The sequence below is a fragment of the Thermoactinomyces daqus genome (assembly GCF_000763315.1).
Lineage (GTDB): Bacteria > Bacillota > Bacilli > Thermoactinomycetales > Thermoactinomycetaceae > Thermoactinomyces_A > Thermoactinomyces_A daqus.
Genome location: NZ_JPST01000006.1, coordinates 119,435 through 140,013 on the forward strand (window position 1 = coordinate 119,435; position 20,579 = coordinate 140,013).

Consider the following 20,579-nt stretch of genomic DNA (forward strand, 5'->3'; position numbering starts at 1 on the left):
ATCTCAGACCTAAGACTTACTTTTTACCCGGATCATCCGCTGCAGCGTCTGTGCAAACGAAGCGGCCGACTCCAGCCCGGCCCAAAACAGTTTCATCTCCGTTTCCAGCTCTTCCATCACACCGGCATCCGGAAAGAGTTCATGCAGGAAGTAGCTGTTTTCCACCTGACGGTTGGTGATATTGATCGATTCCAGAAACGGACGGTCCCAGACCTGTTCGTTTACATGTTTCAACACGGACAGAAAATGGGCAGTGCGGCTCATCTTCTCCTGTACATCGGACCGGAGTGCAGTCGAGATGAACTCTTTTGCCAGGTCGGCCGATTTGCAGGCGGTGGGGACGATCAACATGTTGGCCAAAAGCAGAGTCGCCTGATTGTCACCGAAAGGCAAAGGAGCCACTTGCGGTTCAAAATCCATTTGTTCGCTGCGCCAGCCGGCCATCTCCAGGGTGGTGGTCAAAACCATCGCCGTTTTTCCGCGCACAAACGCATCTGAGTTGGGATGGTGTGTTTCCGTCTGATGAATGGTCGCCACCCGGTCGCGATACAACAAGTCGTGCAGAAAGTCGAAGGTTTCGACCAGACGCTCTGGATGCTCCGCCGGGTTTGTCGGGCTGATTCCTTTTTGCAGGGCGAACACCGGCCAGCGGCTGAACGAGGAAGAGAGGGAAATTCCGTATAAATCGATAATTCCGTCACCATTGGTGTCCCGTGTCATTTTTTTTGCCGCATTTACAAATTCGGATTGTGTCCAGGCGGATGCCGGTTCGGGTACTCCGTAGCGTCTGAACAATTCCGGGTTGTATGCCAAATAGACGGTCGAAAAGGTGACCGGGGCGGCTTTGATCTCTTTTTGACGGCGAAACGCCTGAATCACTTTGGGATACATGGCCGGTATTCGATTGGCCAGGAGAGGCTCCAGATCAGCGAAGGAATCTAGATTGTCCATCTCGGCGAACTGCCGGTCGGAAACGAAAACGAGGTCGGGGTCAAGCCCCATTTCCCTGCTTGTCCGCAACGATTCCCAGAAATAAAAGGAAGGCAGGCTGAGCACTTTCACATCAACATGAGGATGTTCCTGCAAAAAACGTTCGATAATGACCGGCAACCCGTTATCGACAAAAAAAGAGGGGGAAGGAGCCAAAATACGAAGAATTCTCCGCTGTTTTTCCGTAATTTCCAGATCAGGGGAGACCATGGTTCCCTGGCCGGGTTTTTTGACAATCAGTCCTTCTTTCAGCAGTTCATCGAGCGATTTCCGTACCGAAGTACGGCTTAATCCATAAAATTTGCACAATTCATTTTCGGAGAGCAGAAATTCACCGGGTTTGATGTATCCGGACAAAATTTGTTCCCGCAAAATGTTTGCGAGTTTCAGGTAACGAAATTCTTTTTCTCTGCGCATGCCAATTCTTCTTTCTGAAAAAGTCTGGGTAAAAGAAATAATACAGCTATGATACTGCTATCATAGTTGTATCATTCCTGCACCTGAAATGCAAACAAGGTTTTGAAAATTTATCATTCTCTGCGGAAATCGATTCTCTTGTATGATGACGCTTCTTCTTTTTCCGGAGTAATTTCGACGGGGCATGAAACGGAGGGAGTTCAGGACAGTAAGCGGATCTTGCCGGGATTGATTCATTGGGAGGGGACAGATTGATCAAGACAATTATCTTGACTAACATAAAAATTCATGATATTTTGAATTATATATAGATACAAGTAGCATACAAGTTTTACTGATCAGGAAGAAAATACTGTGTTATGAACTTTGCAAGCCCTTTCATGATGTGATATTCCTGCCCAAATCCGCCCTGTTTCCAGTACGGTGCCGGTTGTTTGAAAGACGCAATACGTCGTTGTTTCACAGAGCTAATCTCGCTGAACCAAGGCGGAAGAGTCGTGGTTTCCGACTCTGTCTTGACCCATGCAAAGGCTGGCGCTTCATCCTTTCAGTCTCCGGGGCCGGCGATGTTGTTGCCATGGAAACACTGTTTGTTGCTTCGGGGGGATTCCTCTCATGTTTGTTCTGATCTTCTGTCGTTACCAGGTTGCAAGATAAAATTTACGGACAGGGGAGAGCAGAATGAGGAAAGGACTTTATTGGCTGTTTATAATGGCTGTCATTCTCGGGATGGTGGTGAACATTCGTCCGCCCTTGAAAGCAGCAGCGAAAACCCCGCCGGCCAGCAGCAATCAGCCTTTTAAATTGGCTGATTATTCCGGGTTTATACGGGAAGCCCAGCCCCGGGCCGATGGGATCCGGCACGTGGATACTCCGGCGATGATTGAAAAACTGAAAGTATTAAATGTGAATACGTATTACTACCTTCTTTGGTATCAACCGACCGATTGGGACGACTTCAAAGATGAGTTTTTGCCAGCTGCCAAAGATGCCGGCATCAACGTTGTTTTGTACCTGGTTCCCCCTTCGGAGTCGACAGGCAGCCGGAAATCGTATCCCTATACCACCGACTATGTGGCATGGGCAAGGGCGATTGCCGAACTTTCCCTGAAGTACCCCAATCTCATCGGGTGGAGCATCGATGATTTTAACCAAAACCTGGACACTTTCACTCCTGAATATATGGCGCAAATGCGGGAAGCCTCCAAAATCATCAATCCCAACCTTTGGTTTATGCCGTCGTTTATGCCGGTGATGTATTTCCCGGCCCTGACGGAGGATTTTATGCAAACGCGGGGGGATTACATTGACGGGGTGATCATCGCTTACCGGGATGATCCGTACCGCAACACCTCCATCTGGTCGACGGAGCAGGAACAAATCGACGCGGCGTACAACGTGTTGAAACCTTATCATATGCCGCTGATCTGGATGGTCTATACTTCTTATCTGACCAGCACCCCGTCCAATCCGTCGGTAAAATATGTCCGCGAAACGGTGCAGACGGCGGCGAAAAATCTGCGGACGGGCAAGCTGGCGGGAGTGATCACGTACGAACTGGAGAAGGAGTTTGTTCAGGAACTGGCTGACCACAAAGCTTTCAACGGTGACGGGTACATGAGTTTTTTCGTGCCCGCAGCGGTTCGCACGAGCGCGGGAAACAGCGTCTCTGCTTCGCAAATCATCCATCCGGACGGTTCCGGCAAGTATGAGCTGTCGTTTCGGACGATGGCGGAAGGCCCGAAGCTGGCCGGCTATCATTTCAGACAAGTGCTGGTGGATGACCAGGTGGTCTGGGAGCAGGATGTGGCGCAAAACCCGGTCAACGGTCAGTGGGACAACGTGAAGCTCGATCTCACTCCTTATCTCAAAGGCAAGAAATGGGCCAAGCTGACGATTCGTCTTTATGAGAAAAACGGTGTCACCAATTACTGGGACAACGTCGGGTTCGACCGTTTTGAGCCGAATGGGTTCACGCTGGAGAACGGGGATTTTGAATGGAAAGGCGGCTGGGACATTTCCAGCAATTATCACGGGATGATCGGCGAAATCCTCATTTACGACCCGAACCGTCGGCAGAAGGCGTTTGAGGCTGTGGAAGCGGCTTACGTTTCCAGCGCTTTGTATGATGAAGTCGCCCGTTCCAATCTCAACATCGGGATCAGGCAGAGCCTGCTCGTCCAGGCAGACAAGGCGATTGATGCCTATTTTGCCGAGTATAACCAAACGGCGATCCTGATGCTCCACGCTTTGTCCAATGAGATACATGCTCTGGCCGGCAGACAGATTCCAAGGAAAACAGCGGAAAGCTGGATCGACAAGATCGAACGGCTGAAGCAGCTTTACCGATTGAAATTGGAATGAGCGGATCAGGAGGGATGAAGATGAGAACAGGCAAGGTGGCCGCTTGGATGCTGATTTTGTTGTTATGCCTGGGAACGGTTGCAGGGTGTTCAAACTCTGCCGCACCTGCCGGCAAGTCGGGGACGGTTGAGCTGGAATTCTGGACGATCAATCTGAAGAAAAATTTCTCCGGCTATATTGAAAGCTCCATTCAGGAATACGAAAAAGCTCACCCCGGAGTCAAAATCAAATGGGTGGATGTTCCCGGTGCGGATGTGACGGAAAAATTGTTTACGGCGTTGTCAAGCGGGAAAGCCCCCGATGTGGTCAATGAGACAACAGACGGGATGTCCATGTTGCAAGGTTATAACGCATTGGAACCAATTTCCGATTTGGTGGGGAAAGAGAAATTGACTCCGTACATTGACGGTCTGGTCAAAAGCGTGACCAACCGAGACGGAAAGGTAATGGCTATTCCCTGGTACCATGCGGGCCCGCCGATCGGCTTGATCAATACCGAACTGTATAAAAAAGCAGGACTCGATCCGGACAAACCGGCGAAAACCTGGGATGAACTGTTTGCATACGGCAAACAGATTCACCAAAAACTGCCGAATGTCTACGGATCGAACGACTTGCCCGTGTTTGAGGCAATGGTCACCGAAGGGCTGCCGATTTTAAGCCCTGACGGGAAAAGGGCGGTGTTCAATTCCCCGGAGCACGTGGCCTTTGTGGAAAAATTTGTCCGTGCGTACAAAGACGGAGCCATTGCCCCGGGAGCGATTGTAAAGGATGATCGCCAGTTGCAACAAACCATCGACAATCAGCTGACGGCACAAGTTGGTTTGGCGGGGTCTTTCCAGTTGAACAATTATGAGAAAAACGCGCCCGGCGTCATTCCCAAACTGAAAGTGGTTCCGCCAGTGACCAAAACAGGCAAGGTGGCAGTAAAAGATATCCAGCTCTTCGTCATTCCCAAAAAATCAGAGCATCCCAAAGAAGCGGCCGACTTTGCCCTGTTTATGACCAGTGCGAAGAAGCAATTGGAGTTTTGCAAGATGGTGCCGATCTTTCCGTCAACCAAAGCGACGCTGCAGGATCCCTTTTTCACTGATTTTGAGGTGAAAACCATCCAGGACCAGGCCCGCAAAATGATGGTTCAATACGCCCCGAACATGACACTGTCCTATTCGGGTGTTCCCAAAGGGGAAGAATTGCGCGAATTTTACCTGGAACAAATCCGGGCGGCCATGCTCGGAAAGAAATCAGTGAAAGATGCGCTGGACGCCGCAGTCAGACACTGGAATGAAGCCCTGGCCAAGCAATAACCTTGCAACAGAGAACAGGCAGCAGAATAGGTCGATCTGCTGCCTGATTCCATGAAAGGGGGATATAAAGTGGCCGTTGAAACTGTTCCGCCTCCTGAATATTCGGGCTCGAAAAAAAAGAGAAAGAAAATCCCTCTGCTTCCTTACCTGTTTTTGTTGCCGGCACTCGCTTTGTTTTTCACTTTTGACTATTTGCCCATTTTCAGTGCTTTTTACTATTCCTTCACCGAATTTCACGTGATCTCCCCCGCTGAATGGGTGGGCTTGGAAAATTACCGGACGCTGCTGCACGACCCGCGGTTTTGGACCGCAGCCAAAAATTCAATGACCTATTTTCTCATCATCGTTCCCATGCTGATCACGCTTCCCTTGTTCCTGGCGATTCTCGTCAACCAGAAATTGCGGGGGATTCAACTGTTTCGGGTGATTTATTATTTGCCGGTGATCACCTCGATGGTGGCCGTGGCGATCGTCTGGAAATATTTATACCACCCGGCGGGGTTGTTAAATGCCATTCTTCAGGAGCTCGGCCTGCAAAAAGAAGCGGTCAACTGGCTGTTAAACCCCCGCACGTCCCTGCCTGCCGTCGCTTTGCTTGAAGGTTGGAAATCGATGGGGTTTTACATGGTGATTTACCTTGCCGGGTTGCAGTCGATCGCTCAGGAACTGGTTGAGGCCGCGAGGATCGACGGCGCCAACCGGTTGCGCGTTTTGTGGCATGTGTATTTGCCCCAGCTGAGGCCCACCATCGCCGTCACTCTGGTGCTGGCCACATTGGGCAGTGTGCAGATGTTTACCAGTATTTACATCATGACCGGTGGCGGGCCGCTTGACAGCACCCTGTCGCTTCCGCTCTACATTTATCAAAAAGCGTTTGTCGAACTGGATATGGGCTATGCGACCGCAATGGGCATGGTGCTCTGGCTGATTTTGATGATTTTGACATTTATCAATTTCAAACTGTCAAGAGGGGGGCAGGTCTGATGAGTGTGAAACGCAGGCGCGGTTGGCTGCGTGCCGTGAAAATGACGTTGATGTATCTTCTGCTGACCGTCATCGCGGTTATTTTTATCGGGCCTTTTTTGTGGCTTCTTTCAACCGCGTTCAAATCGAATGGCCAGGATGTCTTCACCTTTCCGCCCGACCTGATTCCGAAGCCGCCGGTTTGGGATCAGTTTGTGGAAGCGTTGACGGTCATTCCGTTCCCGAGATATTTGCTGAACACCTTCATCCTGATTGTGATCATGGTGCCCGCCCATCTGTTTCTGACCTCTCTGACGGCCTATCCGCTGGCGAGGATGACATTCCCGGGCCGGAACCTGATATTTTACGCAATCATCGGGACCATGTTTTTTCCGGAAGAGGGAAAATTGGTGCCGTTGTTTATCATTGTGCAAAAATTGGGACTGATTGATTCGTGGTGGGGGTTGATCATTCCGGGACTGGTCGGGGGATTTTCCGTTTTTCTCATGCGGCAAGCCTATCTCACCATTCCGAAAGAGCTGGAGGAAGCGGCCATTTTGGACGGCTGCGGACCGTTGCGCCTGTGGTGGAGCATCATGTTGCCCCTGACCAAACCGACGCTGGCGGCATTGAGCGTCTTCTCCTTTATTTCTGTTTGGAACTCGTTCATCTGGCCGTTGATCGTTCTGAAGAATGATCATTTGTATCCGCTGGCGTTGGGACTCGCTTACCTCTCCGGCACCTTTGGCGATGATGTGCGGGCGATGGCTGCTGGAACGGTGATTTCCCTGGTTCCGATTATCGTCTTCTATCTGCTTATGCAGCGCTATTTCGTTTCCGGAATGCAGGGTGCGATCAAACAATAGGAGGGAATCAGCTTGCGGTTGGGAGTGATCGGGTACGGAAGGAGAATTCAAAACATCTTGGCCGAAATCGGCAAAATCGATCCACGCTGCCGCGTTGTGGCCATCAACGATATTCGCAACGGTGAAATCAAACAGCAGATGGGAGACCGGGCGGAAGACATTGCTTTTTTTGACAGCCCGGAAGCGATGGCAGAGGAGGCGGAGCTGGACGGAATCCTGATCGGGACCCGCTGTTCCCGTCATGCGGAGATGGCCTTGCGCGTTTTGCCGAAGGGAATTCCCTTGTTTCTGGAGAAGCCGGTGGCCACCAATGAGCAGGATTTGCTCCGGCTCAAGCAGGGGGTTGAGTCTTCGGCAACCGAAGTGGTCGTCTCTTTTCCGCTGCGGGCAGCGCCTTTGCTCAAGTTGGTGAAGGAGATTGTCGATTCGGGAAAAATCGGTACGGTCGAACACGTGCAGGCGGTGAACAATGTCCCGTACGGCGGTGTCTATTATCACCACTGGTATCGTGACGAGCAGGAAACGGGCGGGCTCTTTTTGCAGAAGGCCACCCACGATTTTGATTATATCAACTATCTGCTGGGGTTGCAGCCGACGATGGTTTGCGCCATGACGTCCAAACAGGTTTTCAAGGGGAACAAAACGGCCGGTTTGAAATGTGCCGAATGCGATGAACGGGAGATTTGCCCGGACAGTACGGTCCATATCCGCAAGTTGCCGCACGAAACGCCGGCAGGCGAATACTGCTGTTTTGCCGTCGATACGGGAAACGAGGATTCCGGAAGCGCGCTGATCCGGTATGAGACGGGGATGCACGCAGTCTATACGCAAAATTTCTATGCCCGGCGAAAGGCTGCCAGCCGGGGTGCCCGTCTGCTTGGCTATAAAGGGACGCTGGAGTTTGATTTTTATGCCAATGCGATTAAGGTTTACATGCACCATTCACCGCGGGTTGAAACTTATGAATTGACCGAAGAGGCAGGTCATTTTGGCGGCGATGCGGTACTGGCCCGCAATTTCATCGAGGTGATGAAGGGAAAGGCGAAGTCGAGCGCCCCGCTGGATGCGGGTTTGCTCAGCGCATGGATGTGCCTGAAAGCACGGGAGTCTGCGCGGACCAATACGTTTCAGCCGATTCTCTGGCCAGGGGGAGTTCGCGCGCACGATTCCGGGGAGGGGAAAGGTCATGCCTGAAATCAAAATCGGCATCATCGGCCTCGATACTTCACATGTTACGGCCTTCACCCAATTGCTGAATGATCCGGATCATCCGCATCATGTGCCGGGAGGCCGGGTGGTCGCAGCTTTTCCGGGCGGTTCGCCCGATTTTGAACTCAGTTTTTCGCGCGTCGGGGGTTACACACGTCAACTTCGCGATCAGTTTGGCGTTCGCATCACCGCCACACCGGAAGCCACAGCCGAGCAGTGCGATGCCATTTTGCTGGAGTCTGTCGATGGGCGGGTGCACTTGCAGCAGTTCAAAAAAATCGTGCCATTCGGGAAACCGGTTTTCATTGATAAGCCTTTGGCCCTCAATTCTGCTGATGTCCGTGCCATGCTTGAACTGGCCGCAGAACATCGCGTCCCACTGATGAGCTGTTCTGCCCTGCGCTACGCGGAAGCGTTGACGACTGCGCTCGCTGACGGCGGGCAAGAAGCCGTTTTCGGAGCGGATTGCTATGGGCCGATGCCGCTGGAACCGACACAGCCGGGACTCTTCTGGTACGGCATTCATCCGGTTGAGATGCTGTTTGCCATCCTGGGAAAAGGTTGCCTCGATGTCACCGCGATCAGCAATGACGGGCAAGAGATGGCGGTGGGACTCTGGAAGGACGGCCGCATCGGCACCGTTCGCGGCAACCGCAAGGGAAACAACGGATTTGGCGCCTTGCTTCACCGTCAGACGGGAACGCAGTACGTCGATGTGAACTCCGGCGCAAAACCTTATTATGCCAGTCTGCTTGAGCGGATAATGGAGATGTTTGTGACGGGGAAGCCGCCTGTCGACCCGGAGGAGACGTGGCAGATAATCCGCTTTATTGAGGCAGTGAATGAAAGCCGGCAGACAGGAAGAAAGGTGTCATTATAACGGACACCTGATCCATGGCGGCAAAGGGGAGGCGGTGTAGTGTTGTTGAATTTTGGTCTGGCTTCGATGTTCTACCGATACAGTTGGGGGCATAATGATTGGCTGGAAGCGCAACGGGATACGGCCGTCCGGCACGTGGATCTTGCCTGCTGCCGGAGGGACAGCGCGGCTTTTCAGGTTTTGGTCGCCGCAGATGAGCCGTTTCTTCTTACCGTCAGCACAGATCCCCAGTTTTGGAAAGGAGGACCGCTGCCGGTCATCCGGCTTGATGTCGAACTGGATGCCCCGTTGCAACTGGAAGTTAAATTGATCGGCCTGGTCGAAGATGATGACCGCTGTTTAAAATCTGACGTGTTGCTGGAGAAAAGTTCGTTATTTGTGGAGCGGCGAAAAATTCAGGCTGTGTGGGTGGAGTGCCACGCGACGGAGGATACCCGGCCCGGAATTTATCATGGGAAGATCCGTTTGTACAGCCACACTCTGTTTGAAGATGAAAGGACGGCCGGTGAATGTTCCTTTTCCCTCACTGTGAAAGATTGGATGTTGCCTGAACCGAAGGAATACCAATTTTATCTTGACCTGTGGCAACATAATGCAAACATTGCCAGAAGGTATCAGGTGCCTCTTTGGTCGGACGAACATTTTGCCATTTTGGATCGTTATTTGCACAGCCTGGCCCAGCTGGGACAGAAGGCGGTCACGGCGGTCGTTTCGGAAATCCCATGGTCGGGGCAATACAGTTTTCGGGATCGGGAACCCGCCGATTTGTTCGAGTACAGCATGGTGCGGATCACTCGGGAGACCAATGGTCGGTTTTCTTATGATTTTTCCGCGTTGGATCGTTATGTGCAAATGGCGGAACAACACGGCATTGCCGCGGAGATCGAACTGTTCGGGTTGCTGGGCATTTGGCAGGACGAGGAGGCGGGCTACGGGTCGGTGATGGCGGATCACCCGGATGGAGTGCGGATCCGTTATTATGACCAAAGCTCGTGCACCTTCCGCTTTATCCGCAAACGGGCCGATTTTGACGCATATGTTCAGGCCCTGCATCACCATTTGATCGACAAGGGGTGGATCGAACGGGTTCGTGTCCTGGCCGACGAGCCAAAAGATTTTGCCCTCTTTCAGAAGCAATTGGCCGCGTTGCAGGAAGCAGCTCCGTCTTTTCGCTATAAGTTGGCCATTCATCGCACCGAGTTTATTCAAAAAAATCCGGGACCCATTCATGATTATGTCCCGATCTTGAATTGTGTCGCTGCCGAATACACCCGTCTGCTGGATCTGAAGAGGCAACTTCCGGGAAAGATACTTTTCTACGTTTGCTGTTACCCTGATTTTCCCAACACCTTTCTCTCCTCTCCGCCACTGGAAAGCAGAGTGATCCCCTGGTTGGTGGAGAAATTGCAGCTGGACGGCTTTTTGCGCTGGAATTACACGGTTTGGCCGGAAAGTCCACTGGAGAAACTCTCCTATCGCGCTCCGGGCTGGAAAGCCGGCGACATGAACTTCGTCTATCCCGGTGCTGCCGGAAAACCGTTGCTTTCACTTCGCTACAAATGGCTGCAAAGAGGCATTCGGGATTATGAATTGATGCAGCTTTTGAAGCGCTCCGGACAGTCGGAAAAAGTGGAAAATTTGTTGAACCGGGTGTTCCGTTTTCGGGATGCCGGCGAGCTGCACCCGGAAGCCCGAAAGAAAAACACGGAGCTGTACAGTTTGGAGCCGTCCGATTATGACCGCCTGATCGGCGATCTCTGACATTGAATCTCGGGAAAAAAATCCCGCATACTGACCTGCAAATTTTTCGGAAAAGAGGTGAAAATCTGCTGCCAAAGGCGGAGGAGCAGCAGAGTGTTTCCATGCCGGATATTCGTTTGCTCCAAACGGATGAACTGAAAGAGGCTGTTCAACTTTCCGACCGGATCTTCCGCAAATCCGGCCGGAGGTCGATGGTTGAATCGTTTCCCCAGGTGTTTTCTTCCAGCCTCCGGCAGTCGTTCGGTGCGTTTGGGGGGGGAAACTGGTATCATTTGTGGGGCTGGTTCCTTCCGTAGTCCGGATCGGTTCGGCGCGATTGTCCGTGTATTCTGCCGGTTCGGTTTGCACGCACCCGGAATATCGCGGGAAAGGCTATGCCGGTGCGGTTTTGCATTGCCTTTTGTCTCATGTAGACAAAGCGGGAGCTTCCCTGTTGCTGGTGTCCGGCTATGGCCCGTTGTACAGGCGAATGGATTGTGTTCGCTTCGGAGCGGTTTCCCGTTTTACCATCGACCCGGATTCCGCAGCTGTCATCGCCAGGAAACCGGAGATGGCAAATGTCCGGTTCAGGGAACTGGAACCGGCGGATTGGTTTTCGTTGGCAAGATTGGCCGGGCTGCGCGAAGTTTGTTACGAGCAGAGCCTTTGGGATATAGCCAACCTGATCCAGGCCCGGGCGATGGCCGATTGCCTTAAGCTACATCACAAGGTGTGGGTCGCAGAGCGGGAAGGGCGGGCGGACGCTTTTGTCACAGTGGGCGTTCCTGATCAACCAAATCCGGAGCAGCCGGCGCTTGCCATCGAATGGGCGGGTCACCCCCGTCTGATTGCAGGAACGCTTGCTCATGTGTTCCGGTCTGAACAAATCGGCCGGTTGGATGTACCGGTTCCATGGTACGAAACGGAGCTGCTTGAGGCCTTGTCTCCCGCGCAGCATCAATCCGAGCAAAATTTGGGAACCGTCCGCATCATCAATCCGGAAAGGCTGATCAGTCAGCTCCGGCCTTATTTGTGTGAGAAAGACCGGCGCTCAGGTGAAAGTTTGCGGGTTTGGCAGCAGCCGGACGGCCGGATCAGGATCAGCTGCAACGGTCAGGATGATGTTCTCGATATCCGCTCGTTCGCGTCGCTGTTGTTTGACCCCGAACCGCATGATACGGGCAAGCCGGGTTTTCGATCGGCCGTGCAGAAATTGTTCCCGGTTCCGTTTCCCTATGCCGGCGGACTGAACTATGTGTAGGAATCGGCGGAAAAGAGCGTACATGAGATCAGGCGCGGAAGGAGATGTTTCAGTCCCAGGCCGCTCATGCCGCTTTTCACGGAAGCCGGGAAAACTTACCGAATTTTAGAAGTCTCTCTTTTGCAGAATTTGTCACGACAGGTGGATTTGGAATCTTTATAATTCTGAATAAATTGACAATTTATTTTCTTAATTTTATAATACAAGTATAATACATGTATTAATTTATTGTATAAAATCGATATTTACAGAATGATATAACTCACGGAAAGACAAACAAAATCAGGAGAGAAAAGGAACCGGATCAACTGTCGGGAGCCTCGGACGGGAAGAGGGGCCCGGTTCGGCTTGCCGATGTTAATTTCATGCAAAAGGTGGATTTGGCGATGAACATGGCGCGTGTAGGAGTGTTACTGGACCGGAAGGCGGCTGTGCGCCGGTGGGAATACGGGTTGAATGTTTTTCAGGCCTATATCGGCGAAATTTTGGCTCATGCGGGGATCCCGTTCAAATGGGTGGACGGGGTGGAACAGCTGTCTGAACAATCTCTCGATGTTTTGATTGTCGCCCTGGAACGCAAAGATGCAGAAACTGCTTCCGGGATCTGGAATTTTGCCGAACGGGGAGGGACGGTGATAGCCTGCGGGAGGCTTTCCTGCCTTGCCGGACGGCTTGGGTTTTCCGAAGGAAGGACGCTGGGCCCGGGTTATGTGCAGTTGCCGGCGGAATGGGGGGCCATGAGGCCGCTGAGGTTTTTGCAGGCTGCTCCCTGGATCGCTGTGGAAAAAAATGAGCATTTTTGCCGCGGGATCGGCCGGGTTTTCAGGGATGAGCCGCATGGAGAGGAAAGCGGGGCCGCTTTGCTCCAATTTCGGGTGGGCAAAGGTGTGATCGATCGCTGGGCCGTGGAGATCGGAGAGACGGTTGTCGGGCTTCAGCAGGGGAGAGGGCCGGTGATCGAAGACGGAATTCCCGCCCCGGACGGAACCGGTTCTGTTGATGACGGAATCCTGAAAGCGGACGACCGCAGTGAAATGGACTGGGAGTTGGACCGCCGGAGAACGGAATCCGGAACTCCTTATTTTGCTTGGCCGTATGCCGATTGGTGGAGAGAAGTCCTGATCAGCCATTTGTTGAGGAGAGTGACTGGCCGGGGGATGACATTGCCTTTTCTCGGGTACTGGCCCGCCGGAATCTCGCATGTGGCGATGCTTTCCCATGACAGTGACCTGAATGTGGATGAGTCGGCCGAAGTCACCCTTTCCGTGCTTGAGGAGTGTGGGGTGAAATCCACATGGTGCATGCTCGAACCGGGATACAGCCCTCGTATTTATCAAAAGGTGCGGGCGGCCGATCATGAATTGGCCTTTCATTACAACGCGCTGGAGCAGGACGGTGGCAAGTGGGATCAAGCGGAATTCCGGCGTCAGCTCCGCTGGTTGAAAGAGGAGACGGGTCTTGAGACGGTCACTTCCAATAAGAATCACTATACCCGTTTTGAAGGCTGGGGAGAATTGTTTCGCTGGTGCGAAGCCTGCGGCATTATGTCCGATCAGACGAGGGGGCCCAGCAAAAAAGGAAACGTCGGTTTCTTGTTTGGCACATGCCATCCTTATTTTCCGATCGCCTGGTCAGATGAGAGAAACCGCATCTATGACGTGCTGGAAATCGGCTTCCTGACACAGGATCTCGATCATTTTCGTTTGGCTGACAGCAGCCTGATCGTCCCGTTTCTCGAGCAGGTGCGACGTGTGCAGGGGGTGGCCCATTTTCTGTTCCATCAGGTTCATATTTACCGGCAGCCGCTGGTGCGCGAGGCCTTGCGCAAAGTGGTCGCCGAGGCAAAACAACGGGGATTCGTCTTCTTGACCGGCAAACAGATCAACGATTGGGAACGGGCCCGCCGCAGAGTCCGGATCGAGGGCATGAACGCAGACGGTTCTGTTTGCCTGTCCAGTGACACCGACCTGGACGATCTGGTGATATGGGTTCCTCTTCCCCGCTCTCATCTACGCCGTTCAGACGGATCTGCGGTAATGAAATTCGGGGTACCCTGCGTCAGGAGAGTGGTGACTGTCAAAGCGGGGGGGGCAGAAATCAAAGCCGGTGAGACAACGAAAAAAGATGGGAGAGATCCGCGATGAATAAACGCAGGTTGGCGTTGCACGGCGGACCGAAAGTGAAGACATCGCCGTTTGGCACAGGCAAACGTTTTGGCGTGGAAGAAGAGAAAGAGCTGATGGAGGCGCTGGAACAAAATACGCTGTTTTACCATCACGGAAAAAAAGTAAAGCAGTTTTTGCGCGATTTTAATAAATTGTACGGCGTGAAATACAGTGTGGCCACCTCTTCCGGTACGGCTGCCATCCACGTGGCGCTGGGAGCGGCCGGAGTAAGCGTGGGAGATGAGGTGATCACGAGCCCGATTACCGACCAGGGCACGATAATCGGGATTCTTTATCAGAATGCGATTCCGGTGTTTGCCGATGTCGATCCTCATACGTACAACATGGACCCGCAATCAATCGAGTCCCGCATCACTTCACGGACCAAAGCGATTCTGGTCGTCCATCTGGCCGGCAATCCCTGCGATATGGATCCGATTATGGAAATTGCCCGCAAACACCATTTGAAGGTGATTGAAGACTGCGCACAAAGCTATCTGAGCCGGTACAAAGGGCGGCTGGTCGGCACGATCGGGGATTACGGATGTTTCAGCACGAACGATTTCAAACATATCTCAACGGGAGACGGGGGAATCGTGACGGTCAACTCGGGAGATGAGGAGGAGTATCGCGTCGTTCACGCTTTTGCCGACAAGAATTATCAGCGTTTCGCCGGACAGGTGCAGCGGGATCTGTCCTATCTGGCCCCCAATTACCGGATGACCGAATTGCAAGGCGCGGTCGGTGTCGCCCAACTCAGGAAACTTCCCTGGATTTGTGAGAGAAGGCATCAATATGGGGAGCGTCTCAGCAAAGGCATCCGCGGTTTGCCGGGGGTGCAGGCTCCCCGGGTTTACGAAGGCGGCTGGTCCAGCTATTGGTTTTACATGTTCCGCCTCGATCTGTCAGCTCTCTCCTGCAGCCGCGAAGAGTTTTCCCGGGCATTGGCAGCGGAAGGGATTCCCAACCAGCCGGGCTATATTCCCGAAGTGATTTATTTGCAGCCGCTATTTCAAAAGAGGCAGGCTTACCTGAACAGTCATTTCCCGTTTGACCTGTCCGATGTTGCTTACCCTAGGGGGCTCTGTCCGACGGCGGAGCAGATTTTGCAAACGTCGATTCGCGTTGGCATCAGTGAGTTTTTCAGCGAACAGGATATCGAGGAGATGATTGAGGCGGTTGGGAAAGTGGCATCTTGGTACGCGCATTGAGGGGGAGCGGAATGATTCTGAATTGTAGCGCCATGGGAAATGAATGCAAGGGGGCTGCGCCGATCAAGAGGATGAGGGGCGGCGGGAACGTCGGCGCGGGAGAAACGGAATGAGGGCGATGCTGGCACTGGGAACGGCCAAAGTGGACATCACTCCGCTCAAACCGGTTCCTTTGGCCGGTTTTATGAAACGGGCCGGGCCTTTTGACGGAATATCGCAGCCCCTCTACGCCAGAATTTTGTTTTTTGAACAAGAGGAGATCCCGGGCCGGAAACGGGCTGCAGTGCTCGTATCGGCGGACATTATCTGGTGGGGCCAGGAATTGACGGCAAGGTTGCAACACCGGTTGGCAGAAAGGTGGGGAATCCGGGAACCGTTTGTGATCCTGCATGCCACTCATACCCATTCCGCCCCGCAGACCACTTATCGCTTTACCCCTTCGTTGGGCAAACCTGATTCCGGGTATATGGAAAGGCTGGAAGAACGGGTCTTCGCGGGAATTGAAGCGGCAGCCGGCAGGGTCGAACCCGTGATGGCGGAGCGGGGAAGAGGGGAGTGTCATTTCGGCATTCATCGCCGCAAACGGATCGGCGGCAGGATGGAAATGGCCCCCAATCCGGACGGGCCGGCTGATCCCGAAGTGAATGTGGTGCGCTTTTATACCCGGTCAGGGCAGACGAAAGCGGTGCTTGTTCACTTTACCTGTCATCCGACCACAACGGAAGAGAATTTCGTTTCTCCCGAGTATCCCGGCGTGGCCATGGAAAAAATCGAGCGCAGTTTGGACGCGGAGGCAGTGGCCGCTTTTTTGCAGGGATGTTGCGGGGATATCCGTCCCGCGTTGGTCAGGTCAGGGCGATTTTATCGGGGAAGCAGGAAAGAAGTCGCCATGCTGGGGAACACACTTGCCAATGAGGCGATCCGCCTTTTGCAGCAACCGATGGAATCGCTTCGGCCTTGCCGGTTGACGGGAAGAACGGCCAGCATTTCTTTGCCTTTTCAGAAGTTGCCGACAACGGCCGAGTTGGAGCAGGTGAAAGATCAGCCGACCGTGATAGGGGAATGGGCGAGATTGCTGTTGCAGGAACCGGAACGGATTCGCCCCGGCATCCCGCTGAAGATCAATTGGCTGAAGCTTGTGGAAGGATTGTCACTGTTGACGATGAACGCGGAGATCGTAGTGGAATACGGGCTGTTTGTCAAACGGCAGTTAGGCGGTTCTGTGCTGCCTGTTCCATACAGTAACGGGATGATCGGTTATGTGCCGACAGCCGGGCAGGTGGCGGAAGGGGGCTATGAAGCGCGGGATTCGCTGTTGTACTTCGGGTTGCCCGCTCCGTTTGCCCCTTCGATCGAAGAGGAGATTTATTCGGCCATTCTCAATCTGATAGAAGAAAAATAAACGGGGGAGTTCATTTCCTGTAAAGGATTCCGGGCAGGAGGATAAAACCGTGAAATTTCTGGTGGGGATCGATGCAGGCGGCACAAATACCGTCTGTGGCCTGTTGGACGGCAGAGGCAATCTTCTTCACAAAATCCAGGAGCCTACCGAAGCGCATCTGGGTTATGAACAGGTGATTGACAAGATCGCCCGGATGGTGAAGTCGCTTCTGGCATCGGAACAAATCGCTCCCGGACAGGTGCTGGCCGTTGGCATTGGCAATCCCGGCCTGGTCGATCCGGATCGCGGGCTGGTGCGGTTCGCCGGCAATCTGGGATGGCGGGATGTCGAAGTGGTGAAGTTGCTTCAAAACAGACTGAATATTCCGGTTTTCGCAGACAATGATGTGAGAATGTACGCATTTGGTGAAGCGATCAGAGGCGCCGGAAGGGGTTATGATCATGTGCTGGCCATTACCCTCGGAACCGGGATCGGCGCAGCGATGGTCAACCAGGGGCAGATGTATTACGGCAGCGGGTTTATGGCAGGCGAAATCGGTCATATTCGCATGGACGGAGAACAGGCTCCCTGTGCTTGCGGCATGTACGGATGCCTGGAGACCGTTGCGTCGGCCACCGGCATCGTCAGACAGGTTCGCGAGGCGATTGCCAATGGAAAATCAAGCCTTTTGCAGTCGTGGTTTCCGGGTGAAAATCTGTGCAAAATCACGGCGGCCGATGTGTCCAAAGCATACGATGCCGGTGATGCCGTGGCAGTCGAGGTACTGCAGCATACCGGGAAGTTATTGGGCAAGGCGCTTTCGTATGCCGTGTCGTTGTTCAGTCCGGATGTGATCGTGATCGGCGGGGGAGTTGCCCGGGCGGGAGAACGGTTGTTGCACCCGGCCCGGGAGGAGTTGAAGCGCTTTGTTTACAAAGGATATTGGGCGCGTCTGACCATACGGACGGCCACATTGCTGGATGATGCCGGGGTGATCGGCAGCGGGCTTCTTGCCAGGCAAAGATTGGAGGAGGCATCACCCGCTCAGCTGCATCAGCATCACCGAAATGGAAATAGGGAGGAGAAATGATGGTGCAAACACACACTTATCAAGAGATTAAACGGCAACCGGAGACGTGGAGGCAGACAATCGGGATGGCATTGTCCCGGGCGGATGAGGTAAAACAAACATTTGCCGCACTTCAGCCCGAGGAAGTGATTTTTACCGGTTGCGGAACCTCCTACTATGTTTCGATCGCCGCCGCGGCTGCTTTTCAGGAAAAAACCGGACTTCCCGCCTGGTCGGTGCCTGCTTCGGAAGTGTTTCTCAACCCGGGTTCCGTATTTTCCAAAAAAAGAAAAACGATACTGGTCGGCTGCTCCCGCTCGGGCAATACTACCGAAGTTGTCCGGGCAATTGAATTTGCACGGCAGAACAAGCTGGCCCATTGTTTCGCCATCACCACCCGGCCTTCCAGCCAATTGGCCGATAAGGCGGATACGGTGTTTCATTTGTCGCACGTGCAGGAAAACAGCGTGGTGATGACTGGTTCTTTTACCAATATGTTGCTGGCCGCACAGCTGCTGGCGGGGATTCTGCCGGGAGATGAAGCATATCTGGGGGAATTAAAACGGTTGCCGGAAATCGGGGAAGACGTGATCGCCAGGGTGGAGTCGCTGGCGAAGGATATCGGAAAAGACCGGAATTTCAGCCATTATATTTATTTGGGGATGGGGGCACAGTTCGGCTTGGCCAATGAGGGAATGTTGAAGTTGAAAGAGATGACGCAACTTTTTTCCGAGACATTTAATCCGCTCGAATTCCGGCATGGCCCGATTTCCGTGTTAGATGAAAAATGCCGGGTCATCCTGCTGAGCAGCCAGTCGATCCGGCCTTACGAACGGGATGTTGTCGATGATGTGCGGAAATTTGGTGCCAATGCATTGGTCATCGGCGATCGGCTGGAAGATTTTCAATGCGATATCAAAATTGAACTGAACAGCGGCCTCACAGATCTCGCCCGGGGTGTCCTTTATCTGCCGTTTTTGCAGCTGCTGGCTTATTACCGAACGCTGGATTTGGGGCTGAATCCCGACAGGCCGAGAAATCTGGATAAAGTGGTCTTGTTGAAAAACTAGCTTATCTGGACTGGAGACGGCGGGTACAAAGAGCGAAAATTCGGCAAGCCCCCGGGGGTGAAGCCCTGAAAATGGGGAGGGTCGCGGCACCCATCCGACCGGACATGCGGATCAAATCATTGAAAAAAGGGGGCCAATATATGGCGGCAATTGACTGGCTCATCCTGATTCTCTATTTCCTGTTGATGATTGGAATCGGTGTCTGGTCATATCGCCGGGTAGGAAATGCGGAGGATTATTTTACGGCCGGCGGAAAAATGCCATGGTGGCTCGCCGGAGTGTCTCACCACATGTCCGGCTACAGTGCTGCCGTGTTTGTGGCATATGCGGCCGTTGCCTACCAGTACGGGTTCACGATCTACGTGTGGTGGGCTGTTCCGGTGTCGATTGCCGTTTTTGCCGGGGCTTTTACGATTGCTCCGCGCTGGACGCGCTTAAGGGAGCATTACCAAATCGGATCGCCGCTGGAATACCTGTCCACTCGTTACAATGTCCCGACGCACCAGCTCATGGCATGGAGCGGCATTTTGTTAAAAGTTTTCGATATCGGTGCCAAGTGGGCGGCGATTGCCATTCTCCTGCAAGTGTTTACCGGTCTTCCGCTCTCTGCCGGCATTCTGCTCTCAGGTGGTGTATCGCTCATTTACTCGACGATCGGCGGGCTGTGGGCTGATGCCTTGACCGACTTCGCACAATTCCTCATCCAGTTGGCCGCCGGGATTGCCATGTTTGTGATCGTGCTGGCCAATCTAGGAGGGATCGGCGCGATTGCCGGGATGTGGAGCCGGTTGCCGGCGGGGCATTCGGACTTGTTTGCCGGGCCGTATACGCTCTGGTTTGCGCTGGCGTTTCTGCTGATCGATTTTTTCAGCTACAACGGTGGCACGTGGAACCTGGCCCAACGATATATTGCAGCACCGTCCGGTTCCGAAGCCCGTAAGGCTGCGCTTCTCTCCGGTATCCTCTATCTCTTCTGGCCCCTGGTTCTGTTTTATCCGATGTGGGCCGCGCCGATTTTCTTCCCGCATCTGAAGCAGCCCGACCAATCTTATGCTTTGCTGGCGACGAAGTTTTTGCCGCACGGTCTGACCGGATTGGTTCTCGCCGGGATGTTCAGCCACACGATGGCCATGACCACGTCTGATGCGAATGCCATTTCCTCAGTTTTCACACGCGATATTTTTCCGAGGCTGCGCGGCAAGTGGACCATGCTGAGCAGCCGGGGCGAGTTGATCGTCGCCCGCACGACGACGCTGGTGCTTGTTTTGCTGACCATGATCGTGGCTGTGGAACAGAGAGCATTTGGCGGGGTGCTGGGACTCCTGGTCTCCTGGTTTGGGGCCTTGGTCGGGCCGGTCTCAGTTGCCATGCTGCTTGGGTTGTTGCCCGCGTTTCGCAACAGCGGACCGGCAGCCGCCATCGTCTCGCTCATGGCCGGAGTGTTCACATTTGCGCTCGACAAAACCGTCTTTGACGTCAGTGAAGCGGCACAACAAGGGTTGCCGGTGCTGGTATCGGCCATCGTTTTTGCGGTGACGGGCTGGTGTACCCGCAACCGCCGCCCGGAAGTGGAGCAAATGATGGAAGTCCTCAGCGGGGATTCCGGGGATTCAGAATCGCCCGGATGATGGCCGGCAAACGGAAAAACAGGAAGGAGGAGGCTTCCGTGAGTCGGGGATTGGAACC

Annotated in this window: 16 protein-coding genes; 15 read left to right on the top strand and 1 reads right to left on the bottom strand. The window is 53.5% G+C overall.

From position 1 onward, the window contains the following. Window positions 1–9: 9 nt before the first annotated feature. On the bottom strand, window positions 10–1,407 hold the full coding sequence (locus JG50_RS0103420; RefSeq protein WP_033099703.1) for an extracellular solute-binding protein: 1,398 nt from the start codon (window positions 1,405–1,407) through the stop codon (window positions 10–12). Between the two features lie 681 nt (window positions 1,408–2,088). On the opposite strand from JG50_RS0103420, the gene JG50_RS0103425 reads away from it, so the two are divergent. The 15 genes from JG50_RS0103425 to JG50_RS0103490 all read left to right on the top strand — a co-directional run bounded on the left by JG50_RS0103425 (window position 2,089) and on the right by JG50_RS0103490 (window position 20,521). Continuing rightward, the gene (locus tag JG50_RS0103425) at window positions 2,089–3,771 is read left to right on the top strand and encodes a hypothetical protein (RefSeq protein WP_033099704.1); all 1,683 of its coding nucleotides are present in this window, start codon (window positions 2,089–2,091) and stop codon (window positions 3,769–3,771) included. 20 nt (window positions 3,772–3,791) lie between these two features. Beyond that, window positions 3,792–5,078, top strand: a complete 1,287-nt coding sequence (locus JG50_RS0103430; RefSeq protein ID WP_033099705.1) for an ABC transporter substrate-binding protein — start codon at window positions 3,792–3,794, stop codon at window positions 5,076–5,078. A 69-nt stretch (window positions 5,079–5,147) separates the two neighbouring features. Next, window positions 5,148–6,062, top strand: a complete 915-nt coding sequence (locus JG50_RS0103435) for a carbohydrate ABC transporter permease (protein WP_052153956.1) — start codon at window positions 5,148–5,150, stop codon at window positions 6,060–6,062. Next, window positions 6,062–6,907, top strand: a complete 846-nt coding sequence (locus tag JG50_RS0103440) for a carbohydrate ABC transporter permease (protein WP_033099706.1) — start codon at window positions 6,062–6,064, stop codon at window positions 6,905–6,907. The genes JG50_RS0103435 and JG50_RS0103440 overlap by 1 nt, the downstream gene beginning before the upstream one ends. Before the next feature lie 12 nt (window positions 6,908–6,919). Then, window positions 6,920–8,101: a Gfo/Idh/MocA family protein gene (locus JG50_RS0103445; RefSeq protein WP_052153957.1), complete on the top strand. Its 1,182-nt coding sequence runs from the start codon at window positions 6,920–6,922 to the stop codon at window positions 8,099–8,101. Further along, the gene (locus JG50_RS0103450; protein ID WP_033099707.1) at window positions 8,094–8,996 is read left to right on the top strand and encodes a Gfo/Idh/MocA family protein; all 903 of its coding nucleotides are present in this window, start codon (window positions 8,094–8,096) and stop codon (window positions 8,994–8,996) included. The genes JG50_RS0103445 and JG50_RS0103450 overlap by 8 nt, the downstream gene beginning before the upstream one ends. A gap of 39 nt (window positions 8,997–9,035) precedes the next feature. Then, window positions 9,036–10,757 carry a DUF4091 domain-containing protein gene (locus JG50_RS0103455; RefSeq protein ID WP_235281591.1) on the top strand — a complete coding sequence of 574 codons (1,722 nt, stop codon included), beginning with the start codon at window positions 9,036–9,038 and terminating at the stop codon, window positions 10,755–10,757. A 2-nt stretch (window positions 10,758–10,759) separates the two neighbouring features. Continuing rightward, window positions 10,760–11,053 carry a hypothetical protein gene (locus JG50_RS18615; protein ID WP_052153958.1) on the top strand — a complete coding sequence of 98 codons (294 nt, stop codon included), beginning with the start codon at window positions 10,760–10,762 and terminating at the stop codon, window positions 11,051–11,053. Next, window positions 11,032–11,997, top strand: coding sequence for a GNAT family N-acetyltransferase (locus JG50_RS18055; RefSeq protein ID WP_052153959.1), 966 nt, complete (start codon window positions 11,032–11,034; stop codon window positions 11,995–11,997). The genes JG50_RS18615 and JG50_RS18055 overlap by 22 nt, the downstream gene beginning before the upstream one ends. A gap of 386 nt (window positions 11,998–12,383) precedes the next feature. Then, a complete protein-coding gene (locus tag JG50_RS0103465) occupies window positions 12,384–14,141 on the top strand; it encodes a polysaccharide deacetylase family protein (protein WP_181735401.1) in 1,758 nt (585 codons plus the stop codon). Then, a complete protein-coding gene (locus tag JG50_RS0103470) occupies window positions 14,138–15,373 on the top strand; it encodes a DegT/DnrJ/EryC1/StrS family aminotransferase (RefSeq protein WP_033099708.1) in 1,236 nt (411 codons plus the stop codon). Before JG50_RS0103465 ends, JG50_RS0103470 begins: the two co-directional genes overlap by 4 nt. A gap of 109 nt (window positions 15,374–15,482) precedes the next feature. Further along, window positions 15,483–16,775: a neutral/alkaline non-lysosomal ceramidase N-terminal domain-containing protein gene (locus tag JG50_RS0103475; protein WP_033099709.1), complete on the top strand. Its 1,293-nt coding sequence runs from the start codon at window positions 15,483–15,485 to the stop codon at window positions 16,773–16,775. A 49-nt stretch (window positions 16,776–16,824) separates the two neighbouring features. Then, window positions 16,825–17,844, top strand: coding sequence for an ROK family protein (locus JG50_RS0103480; RefSeq protein WP_052153960.1), 1,020 nt, complete (start codon window positions 16,825–16,827; stop codon window positions 17,842–17,844). Then, the gene (locus JG50_RS0103485) at window positions 17,844–18,893 is read left to right on the top strand and encodes an SIS domain-containing protein (RefSeq protein WP_052153961.1); all 1,050 of its coding nucleotides are present in this window, start codon (window positions 17,844–17,846) and stop codon (window positions 18,891–18,893) included. Before JG50_RS0103480 ends, JG50_RS0103485 begins: the two co-directional genes overlap by 1 nt. 140 nt (window positions 18,894–19,033) lie before the next feature. Next, window positions 19,034–20,521 carry a sodium:solute symporter family protein gene (locus JG50_RS0103490; protein ID WP_033099741.1) on the top strand — a complete coding sequence of 496 codons (1,488 nt, stop codon included), beginning with the start codon at window positions 19,034–19,036 and terminating at the stop codon, window positions 20,519–20,521. Window positions 20,522–20,579 lie beyond the last annotated feature (58 nt).

Coding starts and splice junctions, on each gene's coding strand:
- JG50_RS0103485 (WP_052153961.1), top strand. CDS start 17,844: ATGGTGCAAACACACACTTATCAAGAGATTAAACGGCAACCGGAGACG.
- JG50_RS0103430 (WP_033099705.1), top strand. CDS start 3,792: ATGAGAACAGGCAAGGTGGCCGCTTGGATGCTGATTTTGTTGTTATGC.
- JG50_RS0103440 (WP_033099706.1), top strand. CDS start 6,062: ATGAGTGTGAAACGCAGGCGCGGTTGGCTGCGTGCCGTGAAAATGACG.
- JG50_RS0103420 (WP_033099703.1), bottom strand. CDS start 1,407: ATGCGCAGAGAAAAAGAATTTCGTTACCTGAAACTCGCAAACATTTTG.
- JG50_RS0103470 (WP_033099708.1), top strand. CDS start 14,138: ATGAATAAACGCAGGTTGGCGTTGCACGGCGGACCGAAAGTGAAGACA.
- JG50_RS0103490 (WP_033099741.1), top strand. CDS start 19,034: ATGGCGGCAATTGACTGGCTCATCCTGATTCTCTATTTCCTGTTGATG.
- JG50_RS0103475 (WP_033099709.1), top strand. CDS start 15,483: ATGAGGGCGATGCTGGCACTGGGAACGGCCAAAGTGGACATCACTCCG.
- JG50_RS0103465 (WP_181735401.1), top strand. CDS start 12,384: ATGAACATGGCGCGTGTAGGAGTGTTACTGGACCGGAAGGCGGCTGTG.
- JG50_RS0103425 (WP_033099704.1), top strand. CDS start 2,089: ATGAGGAAAGGACTTTATTGGCTGTTTATAATGGCTGTCATTCTCGGG.
- JG50_RS0103450 (WP_033099707.1), top strand. CDS start 8,094: ATGCCTGAAATCAAAATCGGCATCATCGGCCTCGATACTTCACATGTT.